13 protein-coding genes are annotated in these 12,725 nt (G+C 59.4%); 4 read left to right on the top strand and 9 right to left on the bottom strand.

What is annotated here, in order from left to right; translation table 11 throughout:
- Position 1: 1 nt before the first annotated feature.
- Complete coding sequence (locus ACR0AJ_RS18975; protein ID WP_170351918.1) at positions 2–829, top strand: alpha/beta hydrolase; 828 nt, start codon at positions 2–4, stop codon at positions 827–829.
- Positions 830–1,044: 215 nt separating this feature from the next.
- Entirely contained in the window at positions 1,045–2,529 is a 1,485-nt protein-coding gene (locus tag ACR0AJ_RS18970; protein WP_170351917.1) for a DUF1214 domain-containing protein, read from the top strand.
- Between the two features lie 238 nt (positions 2,530–2,767).
- Here ACR0AJ_RS18970 and infB read toward each other — a convergent pair whose 3' ends face one another.
- From infB to pip, 6 genes are all read right to left on the bottom strand, one after another.
- Positions 2,768–5,242: a translation initiation factor IF-2 gene (gene infB / locus ACR0AJ_RS18965; RefSeq protein ID WP_170379264.1), complete on the bottom strand. Its 2,475-nt coding sequence runs from the start codon at positions 5,240–5,242 to the stop codon at positions 2,768–2,770.
- Between the two features lie 8 nt (positions 5,243–5,250).
- The gene (locus tag ACR0AJ_RS18960; RefSeq protein ID WP_170351915.1) at positions 5,251–5,874 is read right to left on the bottom strand and encodes an RNA-binding protein; all 624 of its coding nucleotides are present in this window, start codon (positions 5,872–5,874) and stop codon (positions 5,251–5,253) included.
- Positions 5,875–5,896: 22 nt separating this feature from the next.
- Positions 5,897–7,510, bottom strand: a complete 1,614-nt coding sequence (gene nusA / locus ACR0AJ_RS18955; protein WP_170351914.1) for a transcription termination factor NusA — start codon at positions 7,508–7,510, stop codon at positions 5,897–5,899.
- On the bottom strand, positions 7,510–8,100 hold the full coding sequence (rimP, locus tag ACR0AJ_RS18950; protein WP_170351913.1) for a ribosome maturation factor RimP: 591 nt from the start codon (positions 8,098–8,100) through the stop codon (positions 7,510–7,512). The genes nusA and rimP overlap by 1 nt, the downstream gene beginning before the upstream one ends.
- 159 nt (positions 8,101–8,259) lie before the next feature.
- Positions 8,260–9,081 carry an ABC transporter substrate-binding protein gene (locus tag ACR0AJ_RS18945; protein ID WP_170351912.1) on the bottom strand — a complete coding sequence of 274 codons (822 nt, stop codon included), beginning with the start codon at positions 9,079–9,081 and terminating at the stop codon, positions 8,260–8,262.
- Positions 9,078–10,055, bottom strand: a complete 978-nt coding sequence (pip, locus tag ACR0AJ_RS18940; RefSeq protein ID WP_170351911.1) for a prolyl aminopeptidase — start codon at positions 10,053–10,055, stop codon at positions 9,078–9,080. The genes ACR0AJ_RS18945 and pip overlap by 4 nt, the downstream gene beginning before the upstream one ends.
- A gap of 48 nt (positions 10,056–10,103) precedes the next feature.
- On the opposite strand from pip, the gene ubiG reads away from it, so the two are divergent.
- Both ubiG and ACR0AJ_RS18930 read left to right on the top strand, forming a co-directional pair.
- Positions 10,104–10,850 (top strand): bifunctional 2-polyprenyl-6-hydroxyphenol methylase/3-demethylubiquinol 3-O-methyltransferase UbiG, encoded by a 747-nt coding sequence (gene ubiG / locus ACR0AJ_RS18935; RefSeq protein ID WP_480741612.1) that lies wholly within the window; start codon positions 10,104–10,106, stop codon positions 10,848–10,850.
- Between the two features lie 9 nt (positions 10,851–10,859).
- Positions 10,860–11,165 (top strand): YciI family protein, encoded by a 306-nt coding sequence (locus ACR0AJ_RS18930; protein WP_170361897.1) that lies wholly within the window; start codon positions 10,860–10,862, stop codon positions 11,163–11,165.
- Position 11,166: 1 nt separating this feature from the next.
- Here the strand turns inward: ACR0AJ_RS18930 and ACR0AJ_RS18925 are convergent, their stop codons facing one another.
- From ACR0AJ_RS18925 to grxC, 3 genes are read right to left on the bottom strand one after another with little or no spacing between them, the layout of a single operon-like run.
- Positions 11,167–11,607: a MarR family winged helix-turn-helix transcriptional regulator gene (locus tag ACR0AJ_RS18925; protein WP_170351908.1), complete on the bottom strand. Its 441-nt coding sequence runs from the start codon at positions 11,605–11,607 to the stop codon at positions 11,167–11,169.
- A 14-nt stretch (positions 11,608–11,621) separates the two neighbouring features.
- On the bottom strand, positions 11,622–12,452 hold the full coding sequence (locus ACR0AJ_RS18920) for a carbon-nitrogen hydrolase family protein (RefSeq protein ID WP_480741610.1): 831 nt from the start codon (positions 12,450–12,452) through the stop codon (positions 11,622–11,624).
- On the bottom strand, positions 12,452–12,709 hold the full coding sequence (grxC, locus tag ACR0AJ_RS18915; RefSeq protein ID WP_170351906.1) for a glutaredoxin 3: 258 nt from the start codon (positions 12,707–12,709) through the stop codon (positions 12,452–12,454). The genes ACR0AJ_RS18920 and grxC overlap by 1 nt, the downstream gene beginning before the upstream one ends.
- Between the last annotated feature and the right edge of the window lie 16 nt (positions 12,710–12,725).

Here is a 12,725-nt window from a genome sequence, read left to right as displayed (position 1 = left end):
GATGCTGTACCGCGGGTTTTCGCAGGAAGAGCTAGAGCAGGAATATTCGCCCCGGTCGATGATCGGCGGCGACCTGACGCCTTATCTGGACAGCTACGCCGCGCTCAGCGCGCAGCACCGGGCACAGATGGAAGTCATCGGGAATGTCTCTTACGGCGACGGTAGGGCGCAGGTTTTGGATTTCTTTCCCGCGAAGGGGGCAGGCGCGCCACTGCACGTCTTTATTCACGGCGGTTACTGGCAGGCGCTGAGTCAGAACGAGTCGGCAATGATGGCCCCGGCACTGGTTGAGGACGAACAGTCCTTTGCGACCTTGAACTACACATTGGCCCCCGAGGCGCGGATTGGCGACATGATCAACGAATGCCGCGACGCCCTGCTGTGGCTGGCCGCAAATGCGCCTGATCTGGGTTTCGATCCGTCACGGATCACCCTGTCGGGCCACAGCGCCGGGGCGCAATTGGCGGCTATGGTCATGGCAACCTCGGCCGATGCGCTGGCCCGCGCCGGGCTCCGCGTGCGCGAGGTGATCCTGATTAGCGGCGTCTATGATCTGGAGCCGATCAGCCTGACGTCCGTAAACGATCCGCTGCAACTGACCCCGGTCGAGATACATGATCTGTCCCCTATCCTGCACCTACCCGCCCCTGGCCCGCGTTACCATGTGACTGTGGCGGAACGGGATACCCCCGAATTCGTCCGCCAGAGCCGAGATTATGCCGAATTGCTGCGCAAAGCCGGGCATGCGGTCAATTTCGATCTGAAAAAGGGGATGCAGCATTTCGATATAATTATGCATCCGGAAACGTTTTTGGCGACGTCCCGATAGCCAAGAAAATTGGGTATCAGTCAGGTCTGGCCTTTAGCACACAAACCTGCCCATCCCTAACGAACCGAACGTTTTTGACGGAGCAGGGAATGTCCGGTTCAAGCCCGAAGCCGACGCAAGAAATCTTTACGTTTTTTGGGCGACGTTTGCCACTGCACTTCCGAGTAATTCGCACATAGACTGCAGGGGTTTTAATTAAACGCCGAGGTATCAATATGAAAACTGTACTGCCCTGTTTGACGGTAGCTTCCGCAATCCTACTGTCTGGTCAACAAGCCGTTTCGCAGTCTTTCAACGACACAGGCGATATTCTGGCGAGATCGGCCGAGATCGAGGACATTGAATACACGATCATGGTTCAACGCGCGACGCAGGCCGCAATCTGGGGAATGCCTGCGGCTGGTATGGTGGACTTCCTGAAAGGCATTCGGCGTGACCTCGGTGGCGACTACAACGATGTCGTTTACCTGAACAAACCCTTCGACTCTAAGCATGGGTTTTTGACAGCGAACGACGTGACCGCCTATGCATGGTCGTCGATGACATCTGAACCCGGTCCACTTGTGATCGAGGTGCCGGCGGCAACAGACAACGTCAGCTACTTTGGAACGATTGTGAACGCCTGGGACGTGCCAATTGTCGATGTTGGGCCGGACGGCCATGACAAGGGAGAAGGGGGCAAGTACCTGATGCTCCCGCCCGGCTACGAAGGAGAGATGTCGGTCCAGGAACTGACGGATGCGGGCTATATGCCCTTCGAAACTGATACCTACGAGTACGGCTTCTCTTTCCGCCCGAGGCTATACAACGGAGCGACGGATGCCGACGCAGCGGACTATGCGCAGACGATCAAGGTCTATTACTTATCGGAAGCGGATAACCCGCCGCCGAACACCTACCACGAAGCCTCTGAGGTTCCGTATGACTCGCTGCCCTACTACAATCATACCTACTTTCAGGACCTGAACGACTACATTCAAAACAACCCGATCCGTCCGCAAGACAAGATCATGGTCAATTTCCTGAAGGATCTTGGGATCGAAAAAGGCAAACCCTTCGAACCGACGGAACGCCAAATCGATGCTATGAACGAGGGGCTTCTATTGGCCTATGCCGCCATGCAGCGATACTTCGTTGAGCCCGGTTTAGCGACCGTTCCGCTTTGGGTCGACGAAAGCGGTGACTTGAAGTCGCAGTGGCTGATCTGGGACTTTGCCGAGGGGCAAGCCGAGCTTGGCTTCCCATACGAGACCGATACCGAAGTGTTGGTCGATGATCGGGCTGGTGGAAGTTACTTCTGGATTACCTATCTGCCCAAGAATCTGGGCGGTGGCACCTTCTATCTCACTGGTCTGCGCGACAGCGCGGGAGACATGTACGACCATACTCAGACATACAAACTGAACATCCCTGCAGATACGCCCGCCGAGGATTTCTGGTCCGTGATTGTCTACTCGATGGAGACCAAGAGCTTCATCCGCAATGTGAACCCAGTCGGCCTGTCGTCGCGGGATGTAGAAACAATGCAGGTCAACGAAGATGGGTCGTATGACATCTACTTTGCTCCCGAGGCACCCGAAGGACAGGAGAGCAATTGGATACCAACGACGGAACCGTACTTCTTACTGTTTCGACTGTACGGACCTGCTGACGGCTGGATTGAGAGCGGCTGGGTATTGGGTGATCTTGAGAAAATTTGAACACGCCCAAGTCAGAAAGCTGTCCGAGTAGCGGGTCAAAACGCGATTCCGCGTGATGTCTGCTTTGTCCGCACAGCCGACGTTATGTTGGATTCACCGTGTGGCAATGTCTGAGTTGCTTATGCGCGGTCGGGATTAGAGTCAGAAAATTTCGTTCAAGACAGTTAAGGTTCGTGGTATTTCACAAAAAACAGCGGCCCAATTGAGCCGCTGTTTTCATTTCCCATACAAAGCAGGATCAATCCAGCGTCCGGGTGACCTCTTCGCGTTCGAAGATTTCGATCACGTCACCTGCGCGGATATCGTCGTAGTTCTCGAACGCCATACCGCATTCTTGACCCGACTGAACCTCGGACACTTCGTCCTTGAAGCGTTTCAGCGTCTTCAGCGTGCCTTCGTGGATCACCACGTTGTCGCGCAGCAGACGGACGCCTGCGGAACGACGCGCCACACCTTCGGTGACTAGACAGCCAGCGACCTTGCCAACACCGGTAACCTTGAAGACTTCGCGGATCTCGGCGTAACCGATGAACTTTTCGCGGATCTCGGCGCTCAGCAGGCCCGAAGCGGCGGCTTTCACGTCGTCGACCAGATCGTAGATCACCGAGTAGTAGCGGATTTCCACGCCTTTCTGGTTCGCGGTGTTCCGTGCCGACGCATTGGCACGCACGTTGAACCCAAAGATCGGCGCACCCGACGCTTCGGCCAGGCCGACATCGGTTTCGGTAATCGCGCCAACGCCCGAGTGCAGAACGCGCACACGCACTTCTTCGTTGCCGATCTTTTCCATCGCCTGAACGATGGCCTCGGCCGAACCTTGTACGTCCGCTTTCATCAGAATCGGCAGCTCGGTGACGTTTTCGTCTTCCTTGGCCTTCTGCATCAGCTGCTCAAGGGTGGTCGCGGCACCAGCGGCGGCGCGTTTGTCCTTGGCGGCCTGTTCACGATAGGCGGCAATCTCACGGGCCTGTGCTTCGGTCTCGGTCACGTTCAGAACGTCACCGGCCTCGGGCGTGCCGTTCAAACCCAGAACCTCGACCGGGACCGAGGGGCCAGCTTCTTTGACGCGATCGCCCTTGTCGTTGATCAGCGCGCGGACCTTACCGTATTGCTCACCCACAACGAAAATATCGCCCTGGCGCAGCGTGCCGTTCTGAACCAGAACGGTGGCCACGGGGCCACGGCCCACATCCAGCTGCGCCTCGATCACAGCACCTTGGGCGGCGCGGTCGGGGTTGGCTTTCAGCTCCAGAATCTCGGCCTGCAGCGCGATGGCTTCCAGCAATTCATCAAGGCCCTGACCGGTGATGGCGGACACTTCGACGTCCTGAACCTCACCCGACATTTTCTCAACGATCACTTCGTGTTGCAACAGATCGGTGCGCACTTTGTCCGGGTTTGCATCCGGCTTGTCGACCTTGTTGATCGCCACGATCATCGGCACTTCGGCCGCTTTGGCGTGATTGATCGCTTCGATCGTCTGCGGCATCACCGCGTCGTCAGCAGCCACAACCAGCACCACGATATCCGTGACCTGAGCCCCGCGCGAACGCATCGAGGTAAAGGCCGCGTGGCCCGGCGTATCCAGGAAGGTCAGCGTAGTGCCGCCATCGGTTTTCACCTGATAGGCACCGATATGCTGGGTGATGCCTCCAGCCTCACCGGCAACAACGCGCGCATCTCGAATCGCATCCAGCAACGAGGTCTTACCGTGGTCGACGTGACCCATGATGGTGATGACCGGCGGACGCGGCTGCAGATCTTCTTCGCTGTCTTCGACCTCTTTGATGACGTCTTCGACATCCGAATCGGAAACACGCGTGACCTTGTGACCAAACTCTTCGATGATCAGCTCGGCGGTATCGGCGTCGATGGTTTGGTTCTGCGTGACCATCATGCCCATGTTCATCAGCGATTTGACCACATCAGCCACACGCTCGGCCATGCGGTTGGCCAGCTCGGACACTGTGATCGCCTCGGGCAGTTGCACGTCGCGGATTACCTTTTCCCGCTCGACCGGGCCGCCCATGGCTTTCTGACGCGCTCGCTCCTGCTTGCGCTTCATCGACGCCATCGAGCGCTGACGGCTACCTTCGCCACCGGTGGCCTGACCCAGTGTCAGCTTGCCGGAACGACGATTGTCATCACGGCCCTTGCCGCGACCGCGCTGTTCGCGTTCACGGTCCTGCTTGCGCGGGGTGGCGGCCGGGGCTGGTTTGCTGGCCGGTGCGCGCGCCGCTTTGGGTTCTTCGGCAGCTGGGGCAGCAGCGGCACGTTTGGCGGATTCTGCGGCCTCTTTGCGCTTGCGCTCTTCCTCTTCGGCCTTGGCGCGGGCGCGCTCTTCAGCTTCGCGCTGTTCGCGTTCTTTTGCTTCTTGCTCGGCACGACGACGGGCGCGTTCTTCCTCGCGCGCCTTTTCGGCGGCTTCACGCGCTGCGGCCTCTTCGACTTCGCGGGCCTTGGCGGCCTGCAGTGCCTTCATCCGGCGCGCCATTTCCGCGTCAGAGATACCTGCAGGGCGACGCGACGGATCACCCGACGGCGTTGCTCCGCCACCCGGTTTGCCGGCGCCCGGCTTGGGAACCACCACGCGCTTGCGTTTGGTTTCCACCACGACATTCTTGGTGCGTCCGTGGCTGAAACTCTGTTTCACATTTCCGGGGCGTGCCCCACCACGAAGACCCAATGTCTTTTTGCCGTCATTCTCGCTCATAAAGCTTTTTACCCTTCCGCGCGGCCCCTGCCGCCGTCATCCGTTTCGCGCAAGCCACGCAGGCGCTGCGCTTCCTCTACAACACGTTTGGCGAGTCCACCAGAGGCCATGGCCGCATGAATCACGGTTTGGCGCCCAAATGCCTGTCCTAACTCGTCTGCGGTCAGCCAACCGATGTATTTTCCAAAGTGCGGCGTGCTGAGTTTCGACTTGCCGCGCCCCGATCCATCGCTGGCCTGAATCAGCACTTGTGCCTCTTCCCGGTCCAGCCATGTCTTGACCTTTTCGTACCCAGCGACCGCGTCACCGGACTTGCGCGCCAGGCTCAACAGCTCGATCACCCGGCGCGAAACCTGTTTTTCGACCTCATCGGTCAAATCCTGTGGCACGCTGACTTGCGCTTTGAACCCGCGGGCGAACAGCTTCTTGCCAACGGCCTTGTCCAGTGCAGCGCGATCCGCCGCCACATAGACTCCGCGACCCGGCAATTTCGCCGCGACATCCGGATAGACCTGCCCGTCCGGCCCCGTCACAAAGCGTATCAACCCATATTTAGGTTGAATGTCGCCCGTGGCGATGCACTTGCGTTCAGGTCCTTCGGACCGATCCTTATGGACGCCACCGCGACCCATGCGCGCACCCCGAGGCCTGAGATCAGGCCTCGGCCTCCTCGTCTACTGCTTCGCCATCTTCTTCGGCTTGTTCCAGCTCGGCGGGATCGACCCAGCCCAGCATGATACGTGCGGTCATGACCAGATCCTGTGCTTCTTCCAGCGTAACGCCGAAAGGCTCAAGCACACCGTCATCCTTGATTCGCTCACCATCGACCGTGGTCCAGCCGCCGGCCAGTTCCCAATCGGCGCAGGTGGCAAAATCCTCAAGCGTTTTTACGTCGTCCTTTGCCAGCGCTTCCACCATCTGGGGTGTCAGGCCTTCGAATTCAATAAGGCTGTCCTCGGCACCCAAGGCACGGGCTGCGTCCAGCGCTGCCTTGGCCTGGGCTTCCAGGAATTCACGGGCGCGGGTTTGCAGCTCCTGCGCAGTGCCTTCGTCGACGCCGTCAATGACCAGCAGCTCTTCCAGCTCGACATAGGCAACCTCTTCGAGGTTGGTAAAGCCTTCCGAAACCAGAAGTTGCGCGAAGAATTCGTCCAGATCGAGGCTTTCCATGAACAGCTGCGTGCGGGCTTCGAACTCTTTCTGACGGCGCGCCGATTCTTCGGCCTCGGTCATGATGTCGATATCCAGATTTGTCAGCTGGCTGGCCAGACGCACGTTCTGACCGCGGCGACCGATTGCGAGGCTCAGCTGTTCCTCAGGCACAACAACTTCGATCTTGCCGGCTTCTTCGTCCAGAACCACCTTGGAAACCTCGGCGGGCTGCAGCGCGTTCACCAGGAAGGTCGGCTGGTCTTCGTTCCACGGGATGATGTCGATCTTTTCGCCCTGCAGCTCGTTCACAACGGCCTGCACGCGGCTACCGCGCATACCAACGCAGGCACCGACAGGATCGATGGACCCATCGTACGAAATCACGGCAATCTTGGCGCGGGAGCCGGGGTCACGGGCCACGGCCTTGACCTCGATGATGCCGTCATAGATCTCCGGCACTTCCATCTTGAACAGCTCGGCCATGAATTCCGGCGCAGTGCGCGACAGGAAGATCTGGTGGCCACGAACCTCGCGGCGCACTTCCTTGATATAGGCACGCACGCGGTCATTCGGGCGATAGCTTTCGCGGCCGATCTTGTCATTGCGGCGCAGAACGGCTTCGGCACCGCCCAGATCGACGATGACATTGCCAAACTCTTCGCGCTTAACCGCACCGTTGATGATGGTACCCGCACGATCCTTGAATTCTTCGTACTGACGGTCGCGCTCAGCTTCGCGAACCTTTTGCAGGATGACCTGCTTGGCGGACTGAGCAGCAATCCGGCCCATTTCAACCGGGGGAACCTCTTCGACGAAGACGTCGCCGACCTCGGGCGCTTCCATGTACTGCTTGGCCTGCTCGACGGTCATCTCGGCCTGATAATTCTCAAGCTCTTCATCCTCGACCACGGTGCGAACGCGGGTGAATGTCGCTTTGCCGGTCTTGCGATCGATGCTGACACGGATATCCATCTCGGCGCCGTAACGGCTCTTGGCGGCACGGGCGAGCGATTCTTCCATCGCTTCGACAACCAGACCGGGGTCGATCATCTTTTCGCGGGCCACGGCCTCGGCGGTCTGCAGCAGCTCCAGCTGGTTGGCTGAGGTGATTGCCATCAGTTCGTCTCCTCTTCGGACCCTTCGGTCTCAATCTCGTCGAAAGCGTTTTCGTTCAGGGCACCGGCGTCCTTGCGCTGGCGCAACATTTCCTTGATCAGGTCATCGGTCAAAACCAACTTGGCATCGCTTAGCCAGTCGAATTGCAGACCAATGGTGATTGTCTCGGACCCTTCGGGGATGTTGATCAGAACCTCGTCGCCCTCGATCCCAGCCAGCTCACCCTTGAACCGGCGGCGGCCATCGATCAGCTCGGCGGTCTCGATCTTGGCCTCATACCCCTCGAACATCTCAAAATCCTTGAGACGGGTCAGAGGACGATCAATGCCCGGGCTTGAAACCTCAAGCGTATAGGCGTCAAGAATCGGATCTTCGACATCCAGCGTGGCGCTAACCGCGTTCGAGATTTCGGCGCAATCATCCACTTCGATGCCGCCATCAGGCTTGTCGGCCATGATTTGCATCGTGGTGGTCTTGCCACTCATCAGGCGGATGCGGACCAGCTCATACCCCAGATCTTCGATCACGGGGGTGATGATCTCGGCCAGCCGCCGATCAATCGCCGCTTTGGCTATCAGGTCGTTTGTCATCAGGTGCTCTACCCTGTCATACGGGCACAAAAAAACGGGCGCGCGGCCCGTCGAAATTTCCGGTGGAGCCCCGGACCGAAGCCCGACACGCCGCTGTTGCAACTGCATATACGCAGGGTTTCTCGAATCTGCAACCCCCGGAGCACCACGTGATCGGATTTACGCCATCCACCACCGTTCGGCGATGCGGCCATCGTCCAGTGCGCGGCCCGCCCCGATCTGGCGCGGCATGCCCACATGTGGGGCCACGGCCAGTGCCATATCCGATTCGCTTGGGTGAAAACGCAGCCCGCGCTGGCCTTTCAACTCGCCGCCTGAGGGCAGCGCCGCCACGTCGACGAACCCGTCGCGCAACGCCTCGGCCCGGACACGGGCGTCGGGGATGACAATGATTTCGAACGTCTCGGCCCACCCGGCCTTGCCGTCCTTATAGTGCCCGACCACCTTGCGGCCCAGGAAATGACGATCATCCTCGGCGCGTTCCACGCGGTAGCATCCGGTACCATTGGCCGCGTGCAAAGGCGTCACGCCTTGTCCGTCGCGGGTGATGACAAAGCGGCTGTCGGCCAGCAGGAACGGCAGGCCCGGATTTGCCTCAGCCAGTTCAAGCTGCACCTGATTGGGCGATACGGCTTCGACCCGCCCAACATTGCCCAGAACTGCCATCACATCCGCAACGTCCAGCGGCACGCCATCGTGAAAGGTAACACCCTCGCGCAGATCGAACTGCCAGACCCGCGCATCCGCGTCCGTGTGCCAACCCGTCGCAAGCTCACCGCGCAAGGTGCCATCTGGGGCAATTTCGGTTAGAGTATCAAACACCGCCCCACGGGCCACCTGTTCCAAGCTGTCATCGCGTGGCACAGCCAGCCGCAGTGCACCACCGGCCTTAGGCGTATCCGCCAGCGACGCCCCCGTGGCCGCCAGCAAAGCTGCGGCAGCACCCGAGGCAAACAGAGCACGACGGTCAATCCGGGTCATACCACCCCCTCGGCCACGCGATCCATGATCCGGACCAGCTCGGCGCTGATACCGGGTTCAGACAGGGCGTGGCCTGCGTTGCGGACCATCTTCAGTTCGGCATTGGGCCAGCGTTCGGCCAGATTCCACGCGGCCTGTGGTGGGCAGATCATGTCATAGCGACCCTGCACGATATGGCCGGGGATATGAGCGATCTTGTCCATCTGGTCCAGAATCTGACCATCCTTCTCTAGGAAGGCGCTATTGATGAAATAGTGATTCTCAAGCCGCGCAAAGGCCCGCGCATATTCGCCAGGGCTTTCCCCCGTCCCGCCTTGGGCATGAATTGAAGCCAGCGCGTTCTCCCACGCGGACCAGGCCCGCCCATACAGGATTTCCGTGGCCCGATCCCCCGAAAACAGGCGTTTGTTATAAGCAGCGATCGTGTCGGTCAGCTCAGCCTCGGTCAACAGAGCGGTGAATTTCGCCCATTGCTCGGGCCAGAACTTGCCTGCGCCGCCGCCATAGAACCAATCAAGCTCGGCCTGTGTGGCCAGGAACACGCCGCGCAGCACCAGACGGTTCACGCGATCCGGGTGCGCCTGTGCATAGATCAGCGCCAGAGTCGCGCCCCAACTGCCGCCAAACACAGCCCAATCCTCGATATCCAGTAGGGTGCGCAACCGTTCGATATCGGCCACCAGATGCCATGTCGTATTGTCGGTCACCGACGCATGGGGCCGCGACCGGCCACAGCCGCGCTGATCGAATAGAATCACCCTATAGACGCTGGGATCGAAATAACGGCGCATCGCCGGGCTGCAGCCGCCGCCCGGCCCGCCATGCAGCACCACAACCGGTATCCCCTTTGGATTGCCGCATTGTTCCATATAAATGCGATGCCCTTCGCCCATATCCACCATTCGCTGATCGAACGGGTCGATCGGCGGGTACAGATATTGCACTGCGCGCTTTTGGTCCGGGTACTTGTCCATTATGGCCCTATATAGTCCTTAAACGTAAAAGAGCATACGGAGACAGGAATGCAAGCGCATCCGAACACTGTGGATCCATCCGAGATCGCAAAATTCGAAGCGATGGCCGCAGAATGGTGGGATCCTCACGGGAAATTCAAACCGCTGCACATGATGAATCCGTGCCGTCTGGATTATATCACACAGCAGATCGCGGGCGAATTTGACCGGGATTTGACCGCGCCGAACCCGTTTCAGGGCCTGCGTTTGCTGGATATCGGCTGCGGCGGAGGGCTGCTGAGCGAACCGATGGCGCGCCTTGGGGCCGAGGTCGTTGGGGCTGATGCTGCCGAGGGCAACCTGCCCGTTGCGCGCATCCACGCGGAACAGTCCGGGCTGGACATCGACTATCGCCACACCACCGCCGAGGCGTTGGCCGAGGTGGGCGAGCGATTTGATGTGGTGCTGAACATGGAAGTGGTCGAGCACGTGGCCGATCCGCTGTCCTATCTGACCGCAACGCGGCAATTGCTGAAACCCGGCGGGTTGGAGATTTGTTCCACCATCAACCGCAACCCGAAATCGTATGCTATGGCGATCGTCGGGGCCGAGGTCGTCATGCGCTGGCTGCCGCGGGGTACGCATGAGTGGAACAAGTTCATCACCCCCGATGAGCTGTTCGACCTGCTGCGCCAAGCCGGGCTGGAGCCGGTGGACCGCAAGGGGTTCGTATTCAACCCGATTCTTTGGAGTTGGTCGATCTCGGACCGGGATCTGAGCGTCAATTACGTCACAGCCAGCATTCGCCCAGAGTAAGGACTTTTTATGTCAGTAATCCCCGAAGGTTGCAGCCTGTTCGTCGTAGACATCGAATACATTGTACCAATGAATCAGGTGGAACCCGTAATCGACTCGCATATGGATTTTGTACACGCGTCATATAAAGATGGCCGGTTCCTGATGTCCGGGCCAAAGGTTCCACGCAGTGGCGGTCTGATCGTGATGACCGCCGACAGCCGGGAGGAGGCTGAGAAGTATCTGGAACATGACCCGTTCGCACAAGAAAAGGTTGCCAAATTTCGCGTGACCGAGTTCCGGGCGTCCAACCTGCATCCCGCTTTGAAAGCCTGACTCACTCGTCTTCGAGTCGGATTCTCAAATCCCGCAGCACCGGCAGCGTGCTGCGGACACGCTCCAGCCCCAGCTCTCCAACGACGCGGTTGATCAGCGGCGCAATCGACGAAATTGCCTGATCGCGCGCACGACGACCGGCGGGGCTGATCGCGACCATCTTGCGGCGGGCGTCGTCCCAGTCGGGGCGGATATGGATGTAACCGGCCCACTCCAGCTTGGCCAAGGTGTTGGTCATCGCCCCTCGGGTCACGTGGAACGTATTGGCCAGCTGCGCGGGGCTGCGCTCATCTCCGACAAACACCAGATGGTTCAACACCGAGAAATGCGAGATTTCCATACCCTTGGGCAGCACCCGGCTCAGCCGGTTGCGCAATAGTTGATCGGCGGTCAGGATCTCGCTGAACAGCGTGACCGCTAGGGCATTATGTTCGTCAGTCATGGTCCGGTTCTGGATCAGGGCCCGTCGAAAGGCCGCACGTGAGTCAACGAGGGCACCCGACTGCGCGCCTCTGACACAGAACTATCATCCAAATCGAAAAAGTGAATGCCTGGATCGCCCCCTGCGTCGACAACGACCTCTCCCCACGGGGCCACAACCATGCTGTGACCGTAGGTTTGGCGCGTTCTGCCGCGGGTTTTCGGATGCTCTCCGGTCTGTGCTGGGGCCAGCACCCAACAGCCGGTTTCAATTGCCCGCGCGCGCAGCAGTGATTCCCAATGGGCTGCGCCGGTGACCGGCGAAAACGCTGCTGGAATGGTCAGAATTTGCGCCCCCGCCTGCGCCAAAGCGGCATAGAGATGTGGGAAACGGATGTCATAACAGATGCTCAGACCAACCGTGCCGAAATCGGTTTTGGCCAGCACCGCCTTATCGCCAGGGCGATAGTTTTTGGATTCGCGGAAGGTCTCAGATTCCGAGACCTGCACGTCAAACATGTGAATCTTGTCATACCGCGCCACGATCTGCCCTTGCGGGTCTATCAAAAAGGAACGGTTGGCAAAACGCCCATCGGCATCGTGGGTTTTGATGGCCAAAGACCCGATCAGCAGCCAGACGCCCAGCGCGGCGGCCTGATCTCGCAAGCCCGCCAGCGTTTGGTCGTCTTCTTCATGCTGCAGAACGTCGCGCTGCCGGGTTGTGCTGGTGGACACACAGTTCGTCACCTCGGGCGTCAGAATGAACCGCGCGCCCTGACCTGCGGCCTCGGCCACCATGGCGCGCACCATTTCCAGATTTTCGGCCGGGTTATCCGACGAAGTGATTTGCAGCAGCGCGGATTTCATCAGGCCGCCAAAAGACGGTCCAGCTTGCCCTGACGGTCCAGTTCGTACAGATCATCGCAGCCGCCCACATGCTGCGTCCCGACGAAAATCTGCGGCACGGTGCGTTTGCCGCCTGCGCGTTTGATCATCTCTGGCTTGCGCTTGGGGTGCATCAGCACGTCGATCTCTTTGAATTCGACGCCTTTCTGTTTCAGCAGTCGTTTGGCCGCATGGCAAAAACCGCACAGCGGCGAGGTGTAGATTTCAACCGGTTTCATATTCCGTCCCTTTGGG

This window comes from Ruegeria sp. CJ9 (genome assembly GCF_056536625.1).
Note: the sequence above shows the minus strand (reverse complement) of the source record. Positions and strands in the feature narration are given on the sequence as shown.